Origin of the sequence: Bradyrhizobium sp. NBAIM03 (assembly GCF_020194055.1) — a bacterium.
GTDB classification, from domain to species: domain Bacteria; phylum Pseudomonadota; class Alphaproteobacteria; order Rhizobiales; family Xanthobacteraceae; genus Bradyrhizobium; species Bradyrhizobium yuanmingense.
Map to the genome: position 1 here is coordinate 1 of NZ_JADYVS010000026.1, position 21,361 is coordinate 21,361.

The following is a 21,361-nucleotide window of genomic DNA, read 5'->3' on the forward strand; positions in this document are numbered from 1 at the left end:
TCGAGCGCATCAGCGCCTGGACCAAGACATTGGGCGACCGAGGTATCCTTTTGGTGCCATTGACAACCGCGATGCTGAAATCAAAATCCAGCTAAATCAACGAATTGGTTCGGCGCGGGTCTCCCGGCGGCGAGCGGGGCGGGGCCCTTACCCGCCCACCACCAGATCATCCCGGTGGATCATCTCCGCGCGGCCGCTGATGCCGAGGATGGTCATCACGTCGGGGGAGGAGCGGCCCTTGATCCGCTCGGCATCATCGGCGTCATAGGCGATCAGGCCGCGGCCGACCTCGCTGCCGTCGGGGCCGCGCACGATCACGGCATCGCCGCGGGCGAACTGGCCCTCGACCTTGTTCACGCCGGCCGGCAGCAGGCTGGCCCCGGCCCGTAGCGCGGTCACCGCGCCGGCGTCGATGGTCAGCGTGCCCTTCGGCTCCAGCGTGCCCGCGATCCAGCGCTTTCGCGAGGTGATGGGATTGGCTGGCGTCAGGAACCAGGTGCAGCGGCCGCCATCGGCGATCGCCTGCAAGGGATGCTCGATCTTGCCGGAGGCGATCAGCATATGCGTGCCTCCGGTCGTCGCGATCTTGGCGGCCTCGACCTTGGTGCGCATGCCACCGCGCGACAGCTCGGACTCGGCATCGCCCGCCACCGCCTCGATCTCCGAGGAGATGCTGTCGACGACGGGAATGAGTTTTGCGTTCGGATTGTTCTTCGGCGGGGCATCGTAGAGCCCGTCGATGTCAGACAGCAGCACCAGCAAGTCGGCGCTCGCCATGGTCGCGACGCGCGCGGCGAGGCGATCGTTGTCGCCGTAGCGGATCTCGGTGGTCGCCACCGTGTCGTTCTCGTTGATCACGGGGATCGCGCGCCATTCCAGCAGCTTGCCGATGGTGGAGCGCGCGTTGAGATAGCGGCGGCGCTCCTCGGTGTCCTGCAGCGTCACCAGGATCTGGCCGGCGCCGATACCGTGGGCGCCAAGCACCTCCGACCAGATTCGCGCCAGCGCGATCTGACCGACGGCGGCCGCGGCCTGGCTCTCTTCCAGCTTCAGCGGGCCGCGCGGCAACTTCAGCCGGCTGCGACCGAGTGCGATCGAGCCGGAGGACACCACGAGGACGTCGCGCCCTTCCTTGTGCAGCTTGGCCATGTCGTCGGCCAGTGCAGCCAGCCAGGACGCACGCACCTCGCCCCTGTCGGAATCCACCAGCAGCGCTGAGCCGACCTTGACGACGATGCGGCGGAATTGGCTGAGTTCGGGGCTGGCCATGTCTCTTGGGTGCTGGCGCTGGATGCGAATGACGGCGGAGCGACAGGCGGCGCCGATGAGCCCTGCTTTTGCAGCAGGACGGTGACCGGCGCAAGGCAGCCGGGATGGTAAACGACGCATGTCGGCCTTGTGTCAGCCGTCCGTCTGGCTCTAATGGCGATCAACGATAAACGGGCCGAAAGAGGAAACGAATGGATCGCCGCAAATTCATGGCCGGATGCCTCGGCCTGCCGCTGTTCGCGCAGGCGGGTGGTGCGCGGGCGCAGGCCGGGCTGACGAAGATCATCTTCCCGTTTGCGGCCGGAGCCGGCGGCGACACGCTGTGCCGGCTGCTCGCGCAGGAGATGGCTCCGCTGCTGCAGCGGACCGTCGTGGTCGAGAACCGCACCGGCGGCGACGGCCTGATCGGCATCAAGGCGGTGAAGGGCGCAAGCCCGGACGGCAGCATGGTGCTGGTGACGACAGGGCCGACCATGTATCTGCTGCCAATGGTGGAGGCGACGCCGAGCTTCGACACGGCCAAGGATTTCATGCCGGTGTCGCTGCTGGCGCGGTTCGAATTCGCCGTCGTGATCGGTCCAGGGGTCGACGCCGCGGATTTCAAGAGCTTCGTCGCCTGGCTGAAGGCGCATCCGGGAAAGACGTCGTTCGGAGTGCCGAGCAACGGCACCATTCCGCATTTCACCGGCTCCAAGCTCGAGAAGGATCTCGGCATTCCCCTGACCCGGGTGCCCTATCGCGGCAGCGCGCCGATCCTTAACGACCTCGTCGGCGGCCACATTTCCTTCGGGATCACCACGCTGGCGGACGCGCTGCCGCAGCACCGCGCCAAGGGCGTGAAGATCATCGCGGTCGCGAGCGCGGAACGTTCACCCTTCGCGCCTGACGTGCCCACGCTGAAGGAGAGCGGCATCGATCTCGTTGCCGACGCCTGGTACGGCATGTGGCTTCCCGCCGGCAGCCCGCCGGAGTTCGCGAGCAAGCTCGGGGCGGCGGCGAGCGCGGCGCTTGCCAAGCCGGAGGTGAAGAAGAAGTTGACGGCGATCGGGCTGATTCCGATCGGCAGCAATGCGGACGCGCTATCCAAGGAGCTCGCCGCGAACACCGCGCTGTGGCAGCCGATCGTGAAGGCGACGGGCTACAAGATCACGAATTGAAGGCTGCCTCTTCTCCCTCTCCCCGTTCTTACGGGGAGAGGGTTGGGGTGAGGGGCTGTCTCCGCGAAAGCGCTGGCAATTGAACTCGCGGAGAGTCCCCCTCATCCGGAATTTGCTCTCGCAAATTCCGGCCTCTCCCCGCAAGCGGGGAGAGGCTGCTTCACATCTTCGCGCGCTGGGCGATGCCGTCCTTGATCGCCGCGAGCTCTTTCTCGTCCCAGATGCCGATCAGGATGCCACCCTTCACCTGGAGCTGACTATCCGCATAGGCGGCGATCTTCTCGCGTGGTGTGGTGATATGATCGTTCGGATGCAGCGCCCAGTCGAACAGCTCGGCCTGGAGCCGCGCGATGATGCCGGCGCATTCCGGATCGTCGCCGCGATCCAGATATTCGTCCGGATCGGTTTCGAGGTCGTACAGCATCGGGCGGAAGCCGGAGGCGTGGATGTATTTCCAGCGCCCGTCGAACACCATGAACAGGCGGCAGCGCTCGATCGGCTGGTTCAGCTTCAGCCGCACGTCCTGCATGGAATAGTCGTATTCGGAGAATGCGACCTTGCGCCAGTCGCCCGGCTTCTCGCCGCGCAGCAGCGGCAGCAGCGAACGTCCTTCGAGGATATGGCCCGCCACCTTGCCCCCGAAATAGTCCACGAAAGTCGGCGCGAGATCGATCGCCTCGACCAGCGCATCGCTGCGCGTGCCGCGCGTCGCATCGGCCTCTTTCGAAGGATCGATGATGATCAGCGGGATCTTTGCCGATTGCTCGTGGAACAGGTCCTTCTCGCCCATCCAGTGATCGCCGAGATAGTCGCCATGATCGGAGGTGAACACGATCATGGTGGTGTCGAGCAGGCCGCGCTCACCTAAAAACTTCATCAGCACGCCCATCTGATCGTCGATCTGGGTGATCAGGCCCATATAGGTCGGGATCACCTTCTCGCGTGCATCATCGCGCGCCATGTTGCGGGAATAGCGCATGTCCATGTAGGCGCCGAACACCGGATGCGGATTCTGCCGCTCGCGCTCCGAGCGGATCACCGGGATCATGTCATCCGTCGAATACATGCTGGCATAGGGCTCCGGCGCGATATAGGGCCAGTGCGGCTTGATGTAGGACAGATGCAAACACCAGGGGCGGCCGTCCGTTTCCGCCTCGCTGATGAAGTCCATCGCGCGCCGCGTCATGTAGGGCGTCTCGGAATGCTCTTCTGGCACGCGCGCGGCCTTGTCGGCGTGCACCAGCAGCCAGCCGTTGTGCAGCGAGCCGTCGTCAGCAGCGCCGGAATTGGCCCAGTGCTCCCAGGGATTGGTGGCTTCAAAACCGTGCTTTCGCAGATATTCGTCGTATTTCGGCCGCGGCCGTCCGGTCGGATGCAGGCCGTCGTCGCGCTCGTAAGGCTCGAAGCCGCATTCGGCGACATGCACGCCGATCATCGATTCCGGCGGGATGCCGAGCGCCTTCATGCCTTCGATGTCAGGCGCCATGTGGGTCTTGCCGACCAGCACGTTGCGCACGCCGATCTTGTTGAGGTGATCGCCGAGCGTGGGCTCCCCGACGCGCAGCGGCCAGCCGTTCCAGTGCGAGCCGTGCGAGCGCATGTAGCGCCCGGTGTAGAACGACATCCGCGACGGGCCGCAGATCGGCGATTGCACATACGCCTTGCTGAACAGCACGCCGCGCTTGGCCATGGCGTCGATGTTCGGTGTCTTCAGCGTGGGATGGCCGGTGCAGCCGAGATAATCGTAGCGAAGCTGGTCGCACATGATCCAGAGAACGTTCTTCGCGCGCGCCATGCGTTGTCCCTGCCGTTTCTTGATTGTTTGATGCTGCGCTATCGCGGGCGCGAAGACAAGCCGGTGATGCGCGCGCTCGCAGCGATAGACTCCGCTGTCGTCCCCGCGAAGGCGGGGACCCATAACCACAGGGAGTCGTTTGGCGAAGACTCGTCGTTCGGTACTTCGACCCTTCGCAACAGATAGATCACGCGGTATGGGTCCCCGCCTTCGCGGGGACGACGTTGGGGAGAGAGTTTAAGCCGACCACGGCTCCGCTTCGGCCGCGCTCTTGGCCTTGGCGGAGACCGGGCTTTCGCCGATCACATCGGCCAGCGCGCGCAACGCCTCCTTGACGCCCTGGCCGGTGGCGCCCGACAGCAGCAGCGGCGTCTTCTTGGCGGCGCGCTTCAGGCGGTCCTTCTGCTTCTTCAGCTCGTCCGGCTCGACCGCATCGATCTTGTTCAGCGCGACGATCTCGATCTTGTCGGTGAGCTGCCCGCCATAGGCGTCGAGCTCCTTGCGCACGGTCTTGTAGGCCTTGCCGGCATGCTCGCACGTGGCGTCGATCAGGTGCAGCAGCACGCGGCAGCGCTCGACATGGCCGAGGAAGCGGTCGCCGAGGCCGGTGCCTTCATGCGCGCCCTCGATCAGGCCGGGAATGTCGGCCAGCACGAATTCGCGGCCGTCGGCATTCACGACGCCGAGCTGGGGATGCAGCGTGGTGAAGGGATAATCGGCGATCTTCGGCTTTGCCGCGCTGACCTTGGAGAGGAACGTTGACTTGCCCGCATTGGGCATGCCGACGAGGCCGGCGTCCGCGATCAGCTTCAGCCGCAGCCAGATCCAGCGCTCCTCGCCGGGCTGGCCGGGATTGGCGTTGCGCGGCGCGCGGTTGGTCGAGGACTTGAAATGCGCATTGCCGAAGCCGCCATTGCCGCCTTCGGCCAGCACGAACTTTTCGCCGACCTTGGTGAAGTCGTGGATCAAGGTCTCGCGATCCTCGTCGAAGATCTGCGTGCCGACCGGCACCTTCAGCACGATGTTCTTGCCGTTGGCGCCGTGGCGGTCCGAGCCCGAACCGTTCTCGCCCTTCTGCGCCTTGAAATGCTGCTGGTAGCGGTAGTCGATCAGCGTGTTGAGGCCGTCGGCGACCTCGATGATGACATTGCCGCCGCGGCCGCCATTGCCGCCGGAGGGACCGCCGAATTCGATGAACTTCTCGCGGCGGAACGCCACGCAGCCGTTCCCGCCGTCACCGGAGCGGATATAGACCTTTGCTTCGTCAAGGAATTTCATGGGCCATAGGTAGGCCAGCCGGCCGCCTGCGGCAACCCGGATTGACCCGCAAACCGGCTGAAATTCCGCCGACTGCTGCCCTTGCTTAACCGGTCGGTCGCCGCCGGATCAGGAATTTCTGCAGGCCGTCCAGCACCAGCTCCTTGCGCTGGTTGAACACGGTGCTGCGCAGCGTCACCACGCCGGTGGTGCGCCCCGGCACCAGCTCGGTGACTTCGAGCGCGGGATAGATGGTGTCGTCGGCGAATACCGGCTTGAGGAACCGGCTCGACTGCTCGAGGAAGCCGACCAGGGAGTCCTCGACCATGAACGGAAACAGGCCGGCGCCGGGCGCGGTGTGGATCAGGGTCTGGAAGCCGTGGGCGAGCAGGTGCGGCATGCCGCGGGCGCGGCAATATTCCACGTCGTAATGCACGGGGTGGGTGTCGCCGCTCGCGGTCTGGAATGCGGCGAACAATGCCGAGGTTTGGGTGCGGCTCGGCAGCACGAAGCGTTCGCCGACGACGAAATCCTCAAACCAGCGTTGCGTCGGGATCATGCGATGCCGGGCCGGATCGAAATCGGTCATGGCTTAGCTCTCTTCTTGGCTCTCTCGTCGCGTGGCCTGTATCGCTACCGCGATGCGAAGAGTGCGACAATCCGTTCAATTCGGCGTTGTGGGCTTGTCCCGGCGGCTCACGTCATTAAAACGACGGCAAGCACCACTACCAGCCGATTCCTGACGCTCTCTCCCCGTCATTGCGAGCGCAGCGAAGCAATCCAGAATCCCTCCGCGGAAAGATTCTGGATTGCTTCGTCGCAAGAGCTCCTCGCAATGACGAGCCCCCGAACCTGCAACTCGTCGCAATGCCCCTGTTCAAGAATCTCTCCGCCTATGACGATCGCTCCGCGCGCCTGGCCGGCATCGGGCTCATGGTGCTGTCGATCTTCATGTTCTCGTTCGGCGATGCCATGGGCAAGTTCCTGGTCGGGACCTATTCGGTGGGGCAGCTGCTATTCCTGCGCGCCTGCGCGGCACTGCTCCTGCTGTCGCCGCTGATCTGGAAGCAGCGTCACCAGTTTCTGCATTTGGAGCGGCCAGGCCTGCAGCTGGTTCGCGTCGTGCTGTCGACGCTGGAAGTCGCGGCCTTCTTTCTCGCAACCGTCTATCTGCCGCTCGCCGACGTCATCACCTATTATCTCGCCGGCCCGATCTTCGTCACCGCGATGTCGGCGATCTTTCTGGGCGAGAAGGTCGGCTGGCGGCGCTGGACCGCGATCCTGATCGGCTTCTGCGGCGTCTTGGTCGCGCTGCGGCCGTCGGCGCAGACCGTCAGCCTGCCGGCGTTGATCGCGCTCGGCGGCAGCCTCTCCTTTGCAACCCTGATGCTGATCACGCGCAGCCTGCGCAAGACGCCCGACATCGTGATGGCGTCCTCGCAGTTCGTCGGCACGTTCTCGCTAGGCGCAGTGCTGTCGGCGTTCAACTGGGTGCCGCCGACGCCCGGCAGCCTCGTGATCTTCGCGCTCGCCGGATGCGTTTCGGTAACTGCGCTGTTCTGCGTCAACCGTTCGCTCAAGCTCGCGCCGGCCAGCGTCGTGGTGCCCTATCAATATTCGATGATCGTATGGGCGGTGATCTTCGGCTTCGTCGTGTTCGGCGATGTCCCATCCATCGCAACACTCGTCGGCGCCGCAATCATCATCGGCGCCGGGTTCTACATCTATCTTCGGGAGCGGGATTTGGGACGTGAGAGCGACGAGGTCAATCCGCCGGCGTAGCCACGACGTCGTCCCGGGGCGCGCGCAGCGCGAGCCCGGGACCCATAGCCCCAGGGAGCAATTGGACGACGACCCGGAGTGGGCGCTTTGCCCCGCACTGCGCTCCGGGATTATGGATCCCGGGCTCGCGCTACGCGCGCCCCGGGATGACAATTGCGAGTGCGGCGCCTTCGCCTACCGCACCCTCCTCGCACTGCTCCAGCTCTTCAGCGAGGCCCACACGCCGCGCGACAGGCGGAAGCAGTCGACGGGGGTCGAGGAGCCGAGCGCCAGGAAGCGGTGCAGCTGCACGCCGCTCCACTGGAAGCCGCACTTCTCCAGCACCTTGCGCGAGGCCGGATTGGTGACGCGCGCGCCGGCGTAGAGATGCTCGTCCTCGAACTCCTCGAAGAAGAAATCGATCGCGCCGCGCGCGGCCTCGGTGGCAAAGCCCCGGCCCCAATGCTCGACGCCGAGCCAGTAGCCGAGCTCGGCATTGCCGGGCTTGGAGCAATCGATGCCGACCATGCCGACCGGCCCGCTGTCGTGCTCGATCAGGAACACGGTCTCAGCTCCGAGCTCGGCGGTGGCGCGGATGAATTCGGCGGCGTCGTCCTGCGAATAGGGATGCGGCAGGCGGCGCGTGTTCTCGGCGACACGGCGGTCGTTGGCGAGCCGGGCGATGGTCCTGACGTCGGCCAGCGTCGGCCGCCGCAAGGTCAGCCGCTCGGTGGCGACGACGCTTGGCCTCGCCTCGGCCAAGGTCACGCTCGAGAAATCCTGCAACATGTCCGGCTCCGTGAAAGTCACTAAGTCAAAGTGCAAAGAACAAAGTGAGCAAAGAAAAGGGGAGGCCGGTTTCCCGCCTCCCCTTGGAGCCTTCGATCTCTTGCGATCTCTAGGACTCCGCCGGTTCAGTCGGGACCGGCGGACTCCGTTTTTGTCCACCGTCTATTCAGCAGCCTCGGCAAGCGGGAGCACCGATACGAAGGTGCGGCCGTTGGCTTTGGCTTGGAACGCAACGCGGCCCTCGATCTTGGCGAACAGAGTGTGGTCCGTACCCATGCCGACATTGAGGCCGGGGTGCCAGGTCGTGCCGCGCTGACGCGCAATGATGTTGCCGGGCGTGACGATCTCGCCGCCGAACGCCTTGATACCGAGGCGCTTGCCCTTGGAATCGCGACCGTTGCGCGATGAACCGCCTGCTTTTTTGTGAGCCATGGCTCGTCTCCGAAATCCTGCGTAGTTCTAGGTCAATTCCTTGACGGAATCATTTCAAAACGTCGCACGCATCAATTCGTGAATTGGCGTGATCGGTTTTGCGTTACTCGGCGGCTTCCGCTGCCGGCTCCTTCGTCACCTTTTCCTTCTTCGGACGCGGGCCCTTGGTGGGTTTGGCGCCGTCCGTCAGAATCTCGCTGATGCGCAGAACCGTGATCTCGTCGCGATAGCCGCGCTTGCGGCGCGAGTTCTTGCGGCGGCGCTTCTTGAACGCGATGACCTTCGGTCCGCGCTTGTGGTCGAGCACCTCGACCGCGACGGACGCGCCTGCGACCGTCGGGACGCCCAGCACCGGCGTGTCGCCGCCGACCACGAGCACTTCATTCAGCTGCACGATCGAGCCGACTTCGCCTTCGATCTTGCCTACTTCGAGAACATCATCCGGCACGACGCGGTATTGCTTGCCGCCGGTTTTGATGACTGCGAACATCGTTCTTTCTCCGTGTTCAATCCCGGCCTCGGGACGCGGAGCGTCCGGGTCGGCTTTTTGTCAGTCGCTATGGTTTATGCGAGTCTGCGTGGGCGGGAGTTATCCCTTTGAAAACCCAAGCAAAAACAAGCGGCGCGAGAAACGCCCCGCGCCGGCGGTGGGACTTATAGCGGCCAACAGCCGCAAGTCAAGGAAAACTGGGCGAAAACCGCCCGGATTTGAAGGCTTTGGCCGCGCTGAAAGCGCGCAGCCGAATCTCGGGTGGGCTTTGCAACAAACGGGTTCCCCCGCAGTTGTCCCGGCCGGAACAGGAAAGCGGGGCAAGGGCTCTCATGGCAACAGACGAATTGGTCAAAACAACGGGCATTGCCCAGCATGGCGCCGAACGGCTGCCATCGGTCGATGTCGACAGCTTCAACATCGAGATCAAGGACGAGGACGGCTTTCTCGGCGACCGCGCCAGCAAGGGCGCGTTCCGGGAGGTGCTCGAGCGCTGGCGCAAGCCGCTGCGCAAGACGGGGGAGGACCCGTTCGGGAAGGTGCCGACCGAGGAGATCAACAAGAAGACGCTGGACGCCATCCTGATCGGCGACGACACCGAGGCCTCGGCCGTGGTGCACAGCGCGATCGAGGATTTCTCCCAGGAGCTCGCTTATGTCACGCGCCGATTCCTCAAGACCAAGGCCTGGGCCAAGACCGAGCGCATCGTCGTCGGCGGCGGCTTTCGCGATTCAAGGCTCGGCGAGCTCGTGATCGCCCGCGCCGAGATCATCCTGAAATCCGAGGGCTTCAAGATCGACCTGCAGCCGATCCGCCATCATCCTGACGAGGCCGGCCTGATCGGCGCGCTGCACCTGGCGCCGTCCTGGATCTTCGAGGCTCATGACAGCATTCTCGCCGTCGACATCGGCGGCACCAACATCCGCTGCGGCGTGGTGGAAACCGGCTGGAAGAAAGCCAAGGATCTGTCCAAGGCCAAGGTGGTGCATGCGGAGCTGTGGCGTCACGCCGACGACGAGCCGACGCGCGAAGGCGCGGTGAAGCGGCTGACCAAGATGCTGAAAGGGCTGATCACGGAGGCCGAGGCCGAAGGCTACAAGCTCGCGCCGTTCATCGGCATCGCCTGTCCCGGTGTGATCAACCCGGACGGCTCGATCGAGAAGGGCGCGCAGAATCTGCCGGGCAATTGGGAGAGCAGCAAGTTCAACCTGCCGGCGAGCCTGATCGAGGGCATCCCCGCTATTGGCGAGCACGACACCGCGATCCTGATGCACAATGACGGCGTGGTGCAGGGGCTCTCGGAAGTACCGTTCATGCAGGACGTTGACCGCTGGGGCGTGCTCACCATCGGCACCGGACTTGGCAATGCGCGCTTCACCAATCGCCGCAAGGAAGGCAACGGCAAGGACCGGGATTCCACGGAGAACGGGAAGAAAAAAGGTAAAGCGGACAAGGAGTAACCTTGACCGGTTAGGTTAAGGACCGGATTGCGTTGCGGACCGCCCGTCGCACGCTAGGGTCGAATCGTCGCTTCCACTCGGCCGGCGAAGCCGCCCTTCACGGCCAGTATTTCAATAAGCGGCACGGGACCGCCAGTGTTTACCGCGTCTGGCGGTCCCACCCCGTTTTTCTCCTCAGCTCCAGCCGATACGCGCAAAGAACGCGGCGATCTCGCTTGTCGCGCGATCCGGATTTTCCCGATGCGGGAAGTGGCCGACGCCGGGAAACATCTCGAGGGCGAGATCGCTGAAGGTCTCGGACAGCCGGTCGGTCCAGCCAAAGGGAAACAGCGGATCGTGCTCGGCCCAGCGCACGCAGGTCGGCACCGCGATCGGCGGCAGCCTGGACGCCTCGCCTTTCATCATCGCCACGCGTCCGGCATGCGAGGCGCGGTAATGCGCAAAGCCGCCGGCGAGGTTGCCGTCTTTCAGGAAGTTGTCCGTGAAGGCGTCCAGCACGTCGTCGAAGGCGTTTGTCCGGTGCGCCCAGCCCTTGAGGAAATGGCTGATGTAGAGCCGGCAGCTCTCCCGGCTCGCACCGATGAGCTGTGGCGCCATCTCCATCTGGTGAAAGGACTGGTACCAGATGTGGTTGAGCCTGTCGGGCGCGGCCATGCGCGGCCCGATCCCGGGATAGACGAAATCGAAGAAGAAGAGGCCCGCCATCCGCTCGGGCGCCTGCCGGGCCAGCGGCTGCATGACGGCGCCGCCGACATCGTGGCCGACGACGCCGAATCGGTCGATGCCGAGCCGGTCCATCAGCGCCAGCATGTCGGCGGCGTGGCCGTCCGGCCCGTAAGGGCCATCCGGCTTGTCGCTGTCGCCGAAGCCGCGGAGGTCAGGCGCGACAAGCGTGAACCGGTCCGAAAGCCTCGATATCACCGGCTCCCAGGTCAGCCAGAATTCGGGCCAACCATGCAGCAAAAGCAGCGGTTTTCCCTGTCCGGCGCGGACCAGGTGGAAATCGGCGCCGTTGGCCGTGACAGTCAGGTGCTCCATGGCGGTTCCTCATCGCTTGAAAGGCCAAGGGGACGACAGGCGGGACGACAAGGGCTGAACAGGGAGCGGATTTTGCTCTTTCGCTCCTTGTCTGGCCCGCCATCCTCGCCTATTAACGCCCCCAACCACAGGGGCCCAGCTCCTAATATGGCGCCTTCAGGAGAGGTGGCAGAGTGGTTGAATGCACCGCACTCGAAATGCGGCATAGGTGCAAGCCTATCGGGGGTTCGAATCCCTCCCTCTCCGCCATAATAAAACGGCTTCGAGAAAGCCCCGTAAAACCAGGTCTTACTGCACGCCAGAGGTCTCTGGTGTAGCCCCACGGTGTAGCCCCTAGGGTGGCTCCAATTTGCCATGCCAGACGGCCGAAGGCAACGTGAGGAAGTGCGCGGATCTGCGACGAATGACTCGTCCAATCGAGATTTCAACTCGTTCAGCGAGTTCAACGAGGCCGAGGGGGCGACTTTGGTTCGCGCTCAACGAAAGCCGCCCCTCGCATGCTTTGCCGGCATCTGGACCAACTGGACATCGGTCCGGAAGGCAAAGCAAGGCGAGACGGTCAAACGATCTCTGTGGTTTCCTGACGACCGAGGCCAACGCCGAAGTTTTCGCCATCCCCCGAAGGCGATGACCCGCGATCCTGACGACGCCCGAAGAGGTCGACACCTGGATGACCGCGCCGCGCGACGATGCTCTGAAGCTGCAGCAGCCCCGTCGGGACGGGGAGCTGAGAATCGCCGCCCGGGGCGCAAAGGAAGATCAGGTCGGGTGGACGATCCTCATGACCGACATCCGCGAGACCCTCAGGTCCCAACCGCTGCGCATAGGCATTTCGACCCGCGACCTCTTCAATCTCGAAGAGGAGCACGCCGTGGTCGAGAGCCAAGGGGGCGAGGCCTACTCGAAGCTGCAGCTCGAGCAAGAGGGAACCCTCATCGGAAAAGGACCTGGATACGAAGTCGTGAAGCGGCTCCTGCGCTGAACGAGCCGGATCAAAAACCCTAGGTCGAGGTCTTCCTTCTCTCGCGCAATTCGCCCGACGTTTCCCTCCGGACATTCAATTCCATCGACCATTACGACTCGGCATAAAGGCGGGCAGCTTGACCAGCGGCCGCTCGCTCGGCTCTTCATCTCCGCCCGGGAGCTGGACCTCTTCCTGTCCAATGCAATCGCCGACGTGCAGGCGCCGATAGAAGCGGGAGCCGCCGCAGCGAAGCTGGGCACGGCTCGTGTGGTTCGCCAAGAGGATCCCAGCGACGAAGTTCGCATCGCCTCCGACGGGGACGCCATCGCGTTCAGCGCCGATCCGACGAACTCTTAGGATCAAGGATTGCAGGCCTTCCCGGCTCACGAACGCGAGAACGCCAAAACGACCGATGTCCGGCGGGCGATTCGGCAAACTCCTGCGGAAAGTCTCGATCCTCCGGCAGAACTTCATGAACGACAACGGCGTCAGCAGAGTTCGGATCGCCATCGTCACGGCGCGCAACATCGCCAGCTTGACTCAGTCGCCCTTCGGGTCTGGACACTGTCAGTGTTCGTGATCGTTGTAGTCGCAATGGTAGGCATTCAGCAAGCAACCGAGCGCAACCGCCCGATTGGAATAAAAAATGTCTTCAGCCAAAGAAGTTGAAATCTTATTCCAGATAGCAAAGCAACTCGTAATACGGGAGTGAGAAGCGCGCTGCTTGTTCTATCTTGTAGCCGGCGTGTCACGAGTACGCATCCGGTGAAGACCCCGGTTGGATCTGTCGTTTCCGTTTGGTCTATGGCCAAGTACGAAGCGCTTCCTGACAGGTGAGGGCGGAGACCGGTGGGAGCTACATCGCCGCGAAATTGCTAACTGGTTCGAGAGAAACAACCACCTGATTCAGCCATGCGACGAGGGTCACGAATATCTCGAAGCCATGGAAGCCTGGCGGTTGACCGGGATGCCGATGGAATTGAAGCCCTCGTGGAAAGGCGAAGGCGAACGAAGCATTTTGGAGGTGCTCAACAGTGTGGAGGAAGTGGTCGCCGAAGGTGAGGTCGTGATCGCGATCATCGACGACAGAAAGGCAAGAGCGGTGATCAAGACCCTGGAAGATGTCGACATCGATCTGATGGCCACCGAAACGTACCTCGAATGGCTCGTGAAACGGTTCGGAATCAAGGAAGCTGCAGCCGCCTGGACGACGATAAAAACTACGACCGACAAGAAGGCGTCCGACGCCCCCCGGCCAGGATGTTGTCCATATTCACAAAATCAAATGATGGCTGGCGAGGGCGTGATTTCGACGGCTTCGTGACCGCCAAGTGCCAGTGCCCACGGTCCGACTTGAAGTTCGCTTAATCGACTCGATTCTGTCCTACGGGCACACAGAGAATCACAAGACGCGCTCTCTGTCCGAACCGCCGATCATCCCACCGATTCATATCCCAGATAGCGAGATCGTTCAACCGGCCCTCAAGCCAATCAAGCGTTTCAAATAACGCCTCTGCTGCCTCTTCATAGGCCTTCTCCGAACCCGCAAATCCGGCTCGATCGACGCCGTTATTCACGTTTCGATAGATGCGTTGGCTGATCGCGTCTGTTCCTGCCTGCAAACGCTCTGCATTCATCAACCTCGCTGAGCAGTCCAGTAACCGCTGCATGTCGCGCCAGGGGATCTCCCGGTCCACCTACCACGTCCGGTCGACCCTGACAGCCTTCCGGTGCCGGACGCGTATTTCTCGCCAACGCTTACTGAGGCCCAAACAGCGCCCGAAGCGGTCACGCGTCCCCTGAATTTGAGGAGATTGGGGTGGCTTATGATCCCCTTCCTCACGTCCACGGTGAAATTGTACGACGAATCACATGCTAGGCCGCGTTCCGTAACGAACAGGAGGGTCCAAACTCCGTCGAATTGTGAGGCGGACCTAGTCGCATTAGCCTGTCCAGTCGCAGTCCATGCGACGAATAGCGCTAAGACGAGCTGCGCCGGAACAGAAGTCATCCTCATTCTTGTTTCCCTTTCTTAGTACTTTGAGGTCGAGGAATTCGGCCGCTATGGCTTATCGCGGTTCGGCAGTGGAGCGCGTTCGAGCTTGCGTGACAGAAGTGGTTTGACGGGCATGTGGGACCCCTCCGCTCACTTAGACCTCGAGGCAGCGAGGTGGAGGCAGTTCCAACCACAAACTCATTCGTATCCTAAGGCCTCGGGCAGGGACTGCATGAAGGCCTCCGTCTCTTCGGCGACCTCATCGAGGCAAGTGTCCATGACGAAGTGGCCACCCTCCAAGAGCACGACTTTGGCGTCGGGTAGATCCCTTTTGAATGCATCGGCGCCCGGGGGGATGAACGACTGGTCGTAGCGGCCCCAGAGGATAAGGCTCGGCGGTTTGTGCTCACGAAGCCAAGCTTGCCAAGTCGGGTAAGACGCGAGGTTGTTCTGGTAGTCGTAGATCAGCTCCGCCTGGATCGCGTCGATCCCGGGCCGATGCAGGTAGGCGAGCTCATCCATCCAGAGATCGGGGTCGTACGCCTCGGTGTTGGGGTCGCTCCCGAGGTGACGGTTGCGCACCGTCGCGGGTGCCAACGCTCCCTGCCGAACAGTCGCCTCATGGGCGGAACGATCGGACCAGAACGGACGCCGCGTCTCCCATACTAGGCCGAGCCCTTCGTCATAGACGTTGGCATTTTGAAAGATCATGGCTCTGACGGCCTCCGGCCGGGCGGTGGCCATACGCATGCCGACGGGGCCGCCGTAGTCCTGCATCAAGAGCGTAAAGCGCCTAAGGCCGAGAATGTCGGCGAACTTGAGCGTAAACGCCGCCAAGTTGTCGAACGTGTAGGTGAATTTATTTGGGGGCGGAGTGTCGCTGTTGCCGAAGCCGATGTAGTCGGGCGCGATCAGACGGTAGCGAGGCGCAAGTTTGCGCATAAGGGGATCATACATCCGGGACGAGCTTGGAACACCGTGGAGCGCTAGGATGACCGGTGCGCTCGCGGGGCCAGCCACCCGATAGAACACTTTCAGCCCCTCGACCGTCGCATAGCGGTAACGAATAGGAACCGACATGGAATGGCGATACATGTGTCCTCCAGCCGCGACGAGATCACGCCCCAGTACGCGCGACCGCGAGCATCGCCAATCATCCCTACGGTTGGTTGCGGAGCGCAATGCCGGCCCCGGTCCACGTGAGCTATAGCCCGGTGTCGCCCGGTGTCGCACCGCTCGGTAGGGCCGCCTCAACCTGGAAAGGCAGCTTGGTCGAAGCATCCCACATTCGAGGATGGAACATTGACCTGAACAGAGAGTGCAAAGCAGATGGCAAACGCGTGACCATTGTAAGCCGCATTGGCCGTAAATGGGTGGCAATGACCGTCTGCTCCAACGATGCAGTCAATATGCTCCAGCACAGTGACACTCATTTCGAAGGGCGCAGCGATCGCGAACTGCAAGCCAACTTTTTGAAGAAAGACATCATCTGTCGCTAATGCGTAAGCCTCCGGTGGGGATCGTCTTCCCCAATTGTACGTGAACGTGAGATGATCTGCTCATCAATTCGCAAGAAAATTAGCAACGTGACGACGGTTACAATTCTGTCCGGTCCTGAGGGGCGACGGCGGTGGACGAGCGCCGAGAAGCTTCGGATCGTGGCAGGACCGTGACGAGAGTTGTAGAATACGCCGTCCGATGATTGCGGTCCCGAATGCCACACATGATCGAGCAACGTAGCGTCGTATCCAGCAGCAAGCCCAGCATCTGAGGACCAAGGCCCTCGGCCGACCAAGCTCGGTTGGAGCGCAAAATGCCGAAACTATACGTCAGTATAGTTTCGGCTCCGGTCGCGTGCAGCAAGTATGAACCGAGTTTGCGAGCACTGTCCGGAAAGTGGATGTCGAAAATAGATCAAGATCCGGACGCCGTCCTCGATGGGAGCAGGCCGTCTCAGATACAATTCTTCACGGCGGCAGCTGTTTTGGCGGGCAGCTTGGCTTCAGGAAGGGCTGCGGTGATCACGATGCCGGTGCCGAAGAAGCAGGGTTGCCGCTGCGGCCGACCGATCTTTTAGTCTTTAGAACTGCCAAGGGAGGTACGCCTTTGATGCAATCTCAGCAAACGATCGGCATCGATCTGCCTTTGAAAGCGCTCGTTTGGGAGGACGCGGACGGCACCACTTCTCTTGCCCACAACGATCCTGCCTATCTGGCGCACAGGCATAATCTCGCCGAATCGACCTCTCCCGTCACTGCGGCGCTGTTGGGAGCTCTCAAGAGCATCGCCGCTAAAGCGACGTCCGTGCCTTAACGGACGCTGAGCCACCGGAGTGGCAGGCAGGAACGTACTACGTCAAACATCCAGCCCCCGGTCCGTTGCATCGATCGCTCGTCCGGTCGGCTATCGCGGGAAATACGGGCTCGGATGTGTTCGACTAACAGCCCAATCAAGCACTGAAGTTTGTCTCGACAAGCTCAGCCAGAAGAGCTGCTTCTTTCCAAAACGCGCTACCCGAACTTATGAACGAGCAAATCGATCAAGACCCTGATTTTTCTGGCGAGATGCCGTCCAGGCGGCCGGACCACAAATATGCCTACGGGAGGAAGAGTGTAGCGCGTCATGATGGGCACAAGCTTATCCGCCACCGGGCAGCTCTCTGCGATGATTGCGGGAAGTGCAGCGATGCCGATGCCCATGGCTATCGCCTCAGCGATGGCAAGCGCGTTGTCCGCCTTGAAACGCCCTTGCGGGTGGACGGTGGTCGTCTTCTTGCCCTCACTGAATTTCCAGGTTTCGGTGCCGATCATGACGGCCTGATGCTGATCGATATCGGCTGGCGTTTTCGGCGCGCCCCGCTCCCTGACGTAATCGGAACTCGCGTACAGCTGCACGGTGAAAGAACCGATGCGACGTGCGACAAGGTCCGATTCCGGGAGATAGCCGACGCGGATAGCGCAATCGAAGCCTTCACCGACGATATCGACATATCGGTCATTGTATCGAGTGTGGACGTGAAGCGATGGATGCTTCCTCGCCAATTCAGCGAGTACGGGCGCAAAATGAGTTGGGCCGAAGGATGCCGGAGCTGCTATTCGGAGAAGGCCCCGCAATTCACCGCTGGGGGACATCTCTTCGCGCGCAGCTTCAATCTCGGAGCACACTCGCGACGCATGATCGCGAAGAATCAGTCCCGCTTCAGTCAGCGCGGCTCCCCGCGTAGTTCGCGCCAGAAGCTGGACGCTGAGCTCGTCCTCCAGCCGAAGCACGCGCCGGCTAACAATGGATTTGGCGACCCCAAGATTACGTGCCGCGGCAGAAACGCCCCCCGATCGGGCCACTTCGACGAAAGTCTGCAGATCCTCGAATTCCATGAGCCTCATTCCGCTGTCGGAAACGGAGCTTACACGTTCTTAGGCTCCCCCGCCAACCGTTGGCATAGCTTAAAACCGTCTCGCCACGGCTCGCGCCGTGTACTGCAGCACTGCAGGCAGCCAGGGACGCAAAGCTACGGATCGCCTTGGCGCAGAAAGAGGCCGAGAAAGACGGAAGAAGGATGAGCGATCAAGCTGCAGTGCCACCACCGCCCGCACCTGAACCCGCCGTGGGCGCCAGTACGCAATCCTCCGCCACGCAGCCGACATCGCCGCGTACGCAAGTCACTCTCTTGAACAGGCTCTCCATACCGGTCGTGGCGATCGCCATCGCAATTGGATGTGTCGTTCTGGCGACCTCCCGTTGGAATTCATGGGTAGGAGGAGCAAGAATTCAAACGACCGATGACGCTTTTGTGCGAGCCGATATATCGCGCCTAAGCGCCCGTATCTCCGGCCAGGTAATGTCGGTGCCGATCGGCGCGTTCATGCGGGTCAAGAAAGGAGACCTTCTCGTTCAAATCGATCCCGCGGAATATGTGGCTCAGGTAGGTCAAGCAGAAGCAGTTGTTTTGGCAGCGGAAGCTGCGCTTGAGAATCTCAAGAACCAAATCGAATTACAACATGCGATGATCTTCCACGCCAAGGCGGCTCAAGCGTCCGCAGAGGCGCAACAAATTGAGGCGCGTCAGGAACTGGAACGACAACAAACCCTCTCGCAGTCCGGTTCGGGAACAAGGCAGCGACTTGAGCAGGCGACGGCCTCGCAGGCTAAAATGCAGTCTGACGTCCTCGCGTCTCGAGCGACAGTGGCAGCGCAGCAGCATCAACTACAGGTCTTCATGAGCATGCAGAAGCAGCGTGGAGCAGAACTGAAGGCAGCGAGTGCTGCGCTCTCGGCGATAAAGCTCAAGCTCGACTATACTAGTATCACGGCACCATTCGATGGAGTTACCTCCGAACGACAGGTGCAAGTTGGAGACTATGTCAATGTCGGCAGCAGTCTGATAAGCATCGTTCCCTTGCCGAGCGTATACGTCATCGCGAACTATAAGGAAACGCAACTGACCAACGTGAGGGTGGGTCACTCGGTCGTAATCAGTGTCGATAGCTTTCCTGCGGTCCAGATCCGCGGCTCGGTCGAGCGGATCGCTCCTGCCAGTGGTTCTCAGTTTGCGCTTTTGCCGCCCGACAATGCGACAGGAAATTTCACGAAGGTCGTCCAACGAATACCCGTGCGCATTAAGTTGGACGAGGGACAAAAGGACGTGGACAATCTTCTACCAGGAATGTCCGTGCAAACGAGCATCCGTACCAACGGCGGTACGTAGATGTCCGCAACCAAGGCAGAAAAGCCGCATAGCGGTGCGCCGTATCCGGTGTTGGCTGTGGCCGCTGTGCTCTTTGCTTCCTTGACCGCGAGCATCGACGGCCGCTTCACCGCAGTGGCACTGGCGGATATCCGTGGTGGGTTAGGATTGAGTTTCGACGAAGGGGCCTGGCTTTCCACGGCCGCCACAGCACCACAAATTTTTATAGCTCCGGCGGTCGCTTGGCTCACAACGGCGTTCGGATTGAGAAGGGTATTGGGCCTTCCGGCTGCCGCTTACGGGCTCGTTTCGTTTGCCATCCCTTTTGTGAGCGATTATCCGATCCTTCTGACGTTGACCGTACTGCACGGTCTGCTGCTCGGTACCTTCGTCCCTGCGACGATGATGATAATCTTCAAAACCTTGCCGCCGCGTTGGTGGATGCCTCTCATCGTCATCTACGCTACTAGGGTCGGATTTTCCCTGGATGTTTCGCACTTTCTGGTTGGAGTCTACGAACAACACTTCGGTTGGCCTGCGCTCTACTGGCAGGGGACAGTTGTGGGTCCAGTAATGGCCGTGCTTGCCTACCTTGGAACTCCCCCGCTGACCGTAGATCGCGGGCTGATGTACCGAGCCGACTGGGGCGGCATGATGCTCTTAGGCGCGTCCCTTGCGATGGTGTATTCGGGCCTTGACCAAGGAAACCGACTCGATTGGAGCAACTCCGGAACGGTGATATCTCTGCTCGTCTTGGGAGTAGCTCTATTTGCTGCTTTTCTCGCCAACGAAGTTGTTGTCAAAGAGCCTTGGGCGAGGTTCAAGGGGCTGTTTTCGCCCGGGATGGGCTTGTCGCTGGTGGTCGTAGTACTCTTCAACGTTGCCAGCCTATCCAACTCCTCGCTAGTGCCGAACTTCCTCGGTGCCGTCCGGGGCATGCGACCCGAGCAAGTCGGGGAGCTCCTGCTGGTCTCAGGGGCAATTCCCACCGCCCTTCTGATTCCGTTCCTCATTTTCGTGTTGAGATACGTTGACGCCAGGTGGACCGCGATGGCTGGACTCTTTATCTTCGCGGTAGCCAATCTCTCAGGTACGCAGATCACCGGAGATTGGGCGCGCGACGATTTCGTAGGGATCGTTTTTGCAACCGCAGTAGGACAGGCGTTGGCGCTGACTTCCTTAATCATTATCGGCTTCTCACATCTCCGGACCGACCGGACTACGGCGGTTGCCGCGTACGTTCACAGCATTCGGCTGGGGAGTACCGAGATCGGCATCGCTTTGATGTCAACCTGGCTTAGGGTGCGTGAGCAGATACATTCTTACTATCTTGGCATTAACATCGATATCGGCGGCGCCGACGTCGTGGCAGCGATTGATGCCGCAACTAGGCAGTTCTTCGCCCGTGGTGCAGACGAGGCTCGCTCGCAAGCGGTCGCGAGCCTCGCCGCCCGGATTCAACGCGAGTCGAACGTGCTGGCCTACATCGATGCTTTCTGGTTGTGCTTTTGGGCAGCCATTGCCGCACTGCTAGTCTTGGCGCTGGTTGGCGTTGCGCCCAAGGGGCCGTTTTCTCCGGTCCCATTCAGGTCTGCGGAAAGCCTCTTCGGCGCTCGAGAACCTAGATGACGGCATCACAGCGAGAAATGCTTGCGATCCTGCGGCTGGTGCTTTCACCCAAGTGAAGCACGATATTCGATCTGTCTACTCCTCGGATGGCATGGCATCGAGGGAGACATACAGTGCCTGGATGCGCCCAGCTTTGAAGTGCTCAACATCCAAGCCCGTCACCGCAGTGGGCCCATTGACGGGCCCCGCCCTCTAACGAAGCCGGCCGACAATCATGGTGACCCACGGCTTGCCCTATCGACGTGAAGACGAATTCACTCGGCAAACTTGCGAGCAAGTTCGTCACTGCTTCCGAAATCGAAGCTGCGCAGCTGGCTTGGTGATCGGGTCCGTAAAGGACGGCATTATCTGCATACAGCATACGGATTTGGGGTCTCGCTCGCTAAATAGGTGGACGACATTATCTTCCATAAGTCGGTATAATCACTTGGCTCCATGAAATCCTCCACTTGGCCCGTTCTCAACTTCGCGAGAGCACGGGTAGGACATGGTGAGCCGGATGGGCAGCGGCCATATATAGATGGGGATGTCCAAGGTCGGCCTCGCCGAGGCCGCCCGATCTGTCGACAGTTGGTAGAAAGCTCTTCAACCTAGGCCTGACGTATAAACGACGCATCCTCAATCATACCAAAAGATGCTT

Annotated in this window: 21 protein-coding genes, 1 tRNA gene and 1 pseudogene; 11 read left to right on the forward strand and 12 right to left on the reverse strand. The window is 61.5% G+C overall.

The features are described from left to right. Positions 1-147: 147 nt before the first annotated feature. Positions 148-1,269: a glutamate 5-kinase gene (gene proB, locus I6F21_RS29530; RefSeq protein WP_036008728.1), complete on the reverse strand. Its 1,122-nt coding sequence runs from the start codon at positions 1,267-1,269 to the stop codon at positions 148-150. Between the two features lie 191 nt (positions 1,270-1,460). On the opposite strand from proB, the gene I6F21_RS29535 reads away from it, so the two are divergent. Next, entirely contained in the window at positions 1,461-2,426 is a 966-nt protein-coding gene (locus tag I6F21_RS29535; protein ID WP_225183866.1) for a Bug family tripartite tricarboxylate transporter substrate binding protein, read from the forward strand. A gap of 160 nt (positions 2,427-2,586) precedes the next feature. On the opposite strand, the gene I6F21_RS29540 is transcribed toward I6F21_RS29535, so the two are convergent. The 3 genes from I6F21_RS29540 to I6F21_RS29550 all read right to left on the reverse strand — a co-directional run bounded on the left by I6F21_RS29540 (position 2,587) and on the right by I6F21_RS29550 (position 6,067). Beyond that, positions 2,587-4,221 (reverse strand): alkaline phosphatase family protein, encoded by a 1,635-nt coding sequence (locus I6F21_RS29540; protein ID WP_225183867.1) that lies wholly within the window; start codon positions 4,219-4,221, stop codon positions 2,587-2,589. A gap of 237 nt (positions 4,222-4,458) precedes the next feature. Further along, positions 4,459-5,499, reverse strand: coding sequence for a GTPase ObgE (obgE, locus tag I6F21_RS29545; RefSeq protein WP_036008723.1), 1,041 nt, complete (start codon positions 5,497-5,499; stop codon positions 4,459-4,461). Between the two features lie 85 nt (positions 5,500-5,584). Then, the gene (locus I6F21_RS29550) at positions 5,585-6,067 is read right to left on the reverse strand and encodes a MaoC family dehydratase (protein ID WP_036008720.1); all 483 of its coding nucleotides are present in this window, start codon (positions 6,065-6,067) and stop codon (positions 5,585-5,587) included. Between the two features lie 278 nt (positions 6,068-6,345). On the opposite strand from I6F21_RS29550, the gene I6F21_RS29555 reads away from it, so the two are divergent. Further along, complete coding sequence (locus tag I6F21_RS29555; RefSeq protein WP_057026543.1) at positions 6,346-7,260, forward strand: DMT family transporter; 915 nt, start codon at positions 6,346-6,348, stop codon at positions 7,258-7,260. Positions 7,261-7,434: 174 nt separating this feature from the next. Here I6F21_RS29555 and I6F21_RS29560 read toward each other — a convergent pair whose 3' ends face one another. The 3 genes from I6F21_RS29560 to rplU form a co-directional block, all read right to left on the reverse strand. Next, on the reverse strand, positions 7,435-8,028 hold the full coding sequence (locus I6F21_RS29560) for a GNAT family N-acetyltransferase (protein WP_225130783.1): 594 nt from the start codon (positions 8,026-8,028) through the stop codon (positions 7,435-7,437). A gap of 162 nt (positions 8,029-8,190) precedes the next feature. Further along, a complete protein-coding gene (gene rpmA / locus I6F21_RS29565; RefSeq protein WP_025032812.1) occupies positions 8,191-8,460 on the reverse strand; it encodes a 50S ribosomal protein L27 in 270 nt (89 codons plus the stop codon). A gap of 103 nt (positions 8,461-8,563) precedes the next feature. Beyond that, positions 8,564-8,950, reverse strand: coding sequence for a 50S ribosomal protein L21 (gene rplU, locus I6F21_RS29570; protein WP_036008712.1), 387 nt, complete (start codon positions 8,948-8,950; stop codon positions 8,564-8,566). A gap of 332 nt (positions 8,951-9,282) precedes the next feature. Here rplU and I6F21_RS29575 point away from each other — a divergent pair, with 332 nt between their 5' ends. Continuing rightward, entirely contained in the window at positions 9,283-10,410 is a 1,128-nt protein-coding gene (locus I6F21_RS29575; RefSeq protein ID WP_036008710.1) for an ROK family protein, read from the forward strand. 174 nt (positions 10,411-10,584) lie between these two features. Here I6F21_RS29575 and I6F21_RS29580 read toward each other — a convergent pair whose 3' ends face one another. Continuing rightward, entirely contained in the window at positions 10,585-11,448 is an 864-nt protein-coding gene (locus tag I6F21_RS29580; protein WP_225183868.1) for an alpha/beta hydrolase, read from the reverse strand. Positions 11,449-11,607: 159 nt separating this feature from the next. On the opposite strand from I6F21_RS29580, the gene I6F21_RS29585 reads away from it, so the two are divergent. From I6F21_RS29585 to I6F21_RS39085, 3 genes and pseudogenes are all read left to right on the forward strand, one after another. Then, positions 11,608-11,697 (forward strand) — tRNA-Ser (locus I6F21_RS29585). Positions 11,698-11,871: 174 nt separating this feature from the next. Further along, positions 11,872-12,208 (forward strand): annotated as a pseudogene (locus I6F21_RS29590) (SOS response-associated peptidase family protein); the annotation flags it as partial. A 21-nt stretch (positions 12,209-12,229) separates the two neighbouring features. Then, on the forward strand, positions 12,230-12,430 hold the full coding sequence (locus tag I6F21_RS39085) for a 5'-nucleotidase (RefSeq protein ID WP_346656842.1): 201 nt from the start codon (positions 12,230-12,232) through the stop codon (positions 12,428-12,430). Positions 12,431-12,505: 75 nt separating this feature from the next. Here I6F21_RS39085 and I6F21_RS38730 read toward each other — a convergent pair whose 3' ends face one another. After that, positions 12,506-12,940 carry a hypothetical protein gene (locus I6F21_RS38730; protein ID WP_249787569.1) on the reverse strand — a complete coding sequence of 145 codons (435 nt, stop codon included), beginning with the start codon at positions 12,938-12,940 and terminating at the stop codon, positions 12,506-12,508. 250 nt (positions 12,941-13,190) lie between these two features. Between I6F21_RS38730 and I6F21_RS29600 the strand changes: the two genes are divergently transcribed. Further along, complete coding sequence (locus I6F21_RS29600) at positions 13,191-13,736, forward strand: hypothetical protein (RefSeq protein WP_225183869.1); 546 nt, start codon at positions 13,191-13,193, stop codon at positions 13,734-13,736. Between the two features lie 40 nt (positions 13,737-13,776). On the opposite strand, the gene I6F21_RS29605 is transcribed toward I6F21_RS29600, so the two are convergent. Both I6F21_RS29605 and I6F21_RS29610 read right to left on the reverse strand, forming a co-directional pair. Next, the gene (locus tag I6F21_RS29605) at positions 13,777-14,109 is read right to left on the reverse strand and encodes a hypothetical protein (RefSeq protein ID WP_225183870.1); all 333 of its coding nucleotides are present in this window, start codon (positions 14,107-14,109) and stop codon (positions 13,777-13,779) included. Positions 14,110-14,606: 497 nt separating this feature from the next. Then, on the reverse strand, positions 14,607-15,503 hold the full coding sequence (locus I6F21_RS29610) for an alpha/beta hydrolase (protein ID WP_225183871.1): 897 nt from the start codon (positions 15,501-15,503) through the stop codon (positions 14,607-14,609). A 173-nt stretch (positions 15,504-15,676) separates the two neighbouring features. On the opposite strand from I6F21_RS29610, the gene I6F21_RS29615 reads away from it, so the two are divergent. Beyond that, positions 15,677-15,907, forward strand: a complete 231-nt coding sequence (locus I6F21_RS29615) for a hypothetical protein (protein WP_225183872.1) — start codon at positions 15,677-15,679, stop codon at positions 15,905-15,907. Between the two features lie 397 nt (positions 15,908-16,304). Continuing rightward, positions 16,305-16,721 carry a DUF302 domain-containing protein gene (locus I6F21_RS29620; RefSeq protein WP_346656836.1) on the forward strand — a complete coding sequence of 139 codons (417 nt, stop codon included), beginning with the start codon at positions 16,305-16,307 and terminating at the stop codon, positions 16,719-16,721. Between the two features lie 197 nt (positions 16,722-16,918). On the opposite strand, the gene I6F21_RS29625 is transcribed toward I6F21_RS29620, so the two are convergent. Further along, the gene (locus I6F21_RS29625; RefSeq protein WP_225141845.1) at positions 16,919-17,782 is read right to left on the reverse strand and encodes a LysR family transcriptional regulator; all 864 of its coding nucleotides are present in this window, start codon (positions 17,780-17,782) and stop codon (positions 16,919-16,921) included. A gap of 182 nt (positions 17,783-17,964) precedes the next feature. On the opposite strand from I6F21_RS29625, the gene I6F21_RS29630 reads away from it, so the two are divergent. Then, a complete protein-coding gene (locus I6F21_RS29630) occupies positions 17,965-19,113 on the forward strand; it encodes an HlyD family secretion protein (protein ID WP_225183873.1) in 1,149 nt (382 codons plus the stop codon). Further along, entirely contained in the window at positions 19,114-20,721 is a 1,608-nt protein-coding gene (locus tag I6F21_RS29635) for an MFS transporter (RefSeq protein ID WP_225183874.1), read from the forward strand. Positions 20,722-21,361 lie beyond the last annotated feature (640 nt).

What these genes read in the sequence shown, in the direction of transcription:
- I6F21_RS38730 (WP_249787569.1), bottom strand. Translation starts at nt 12,940, where the DNA reads ATGTTGCGCGCCGTGACGATGGCGATCCGAACTCTGCTGACGCCGTTG.
- I6F21_RS29580 (WP_225183868.1), bottom strand. Translation starts at nt 11,448, where the DNA reads ATGGAGCACCTGACTGTCACGGCCAACGGCGCCGATTTCCACCTGGTC.
- I6F21_RS29630 (WP_225183873.1), top strand. Translation starts at nt 17,965, where the DNA reads ATGAGCGATCAAGCTGCAGTGCCACCACCGCCCGCACCTGAACCCGCC.
- I6F21_RS29550 (WP_036008720.1), bottom strand. Translation starts at nt 6,067, where the DNA reads ATGACCGATTTCGATCCGGCCCGGCATCGCATGATCCCGACGCAACGC.
- proB (WP_036008728.1), bottom strand. Translation starts at nt 1,269, where the DNA reads ATGGCCAGCCCCGAACTCAGCCAATTCCGCCGCATCGTCGTCAAGGTC.
- I6F21_RS29575 (WP_036008710.1), top strand. Translation starts at nt 9,283, where the DNA reads ATGGCAACAGACGAATTGGTCAAAACAACGGGCATTGCCCAGCATGGC.
- I6F21_RS29560 (WP_225130783.1), bottom strand. Translation starts at nt 8,028, where the DNA reads ATGTTGCAGGATTTCTCGAGCGTGACCTTGGCCGAGGCGAGGCCAAGC.
- I6F21_RS29625 (WP_225141845.1), bottom strand. Translation starts at nt 17,782, where the DNA reads ATGGAATTCGAGGATCTGCAGACTTTCGTCGAAGTGGCCCGATCGGGG.
- I6F21_RS29535 (WP_225183866.1), top strand. Translation starts at nt 1,461, where the DNA reads ATGGATCGCCGCAAATTCATGGCCGGATGCCTCGGCCTGCCGCTGTTC.
- I6F21_RS29555 (WP_057026543.1), top strand. Translation starts at nt 6,346, where the DNA reads ATGCCCCTGTTCAAGAATCTCTCCGCCTATGACGATCGCTCCGCGCGC.
- I6F21_RS29610 (WP_225183871.1), bottom strand. Translation starts at nt 15,503, where the DNA reads ATGTATCGCCATTCCATGTCGGTTCCTATTCGTTACCGCTATGCGACG.
- I6F21_RS29540 (WP_225183867.1), bottom strand. Translation starts at nt 4,221, where the DNA reads ATGGCGCGCGCGAAGAACGTTCTCTGGATCATGTGCGACCAGCTTCGC.
- rpmA (WP_025032812.1), bottom strand. Translation starts at nt 8,460, where the DNA reads ATGGCTCACAAAAAAGCAGGCGGTTCATCGCGCAACGGTCGCGATTCC.
- I6F21_RS39085 (WP_346656842.1), top strand. Translation starts at nt 12,230, where the DNA reads ATGACCGACATCCGCGAGACCCTCAGGTCCCAACCGCTGCGCATAGGC.
- rplU (WP_036008712.1), bottom strand. Translation starts at nt 8,950, where the DNA reads ATGTTCGCAGTCATCAAAACCGGCGGCAAGCAATACCGCGTCGTGCCG.
- I6F21_RS29635 (WP_225183874.1), top strand. Translation starts at nt 19,114, where the DNA reads ATGTCCGCAACCAAGGCAGAAAAGCCGCATAGCGGTGCGCCGTATCCG.
- obgE (WP_036008723.1), bottom strand. Translation starts at nt 5,499, where the DNA reads ATGAAATTCCTTGACGAAGCAAAGGTCTATATCCGCTCCGGTGACGGC.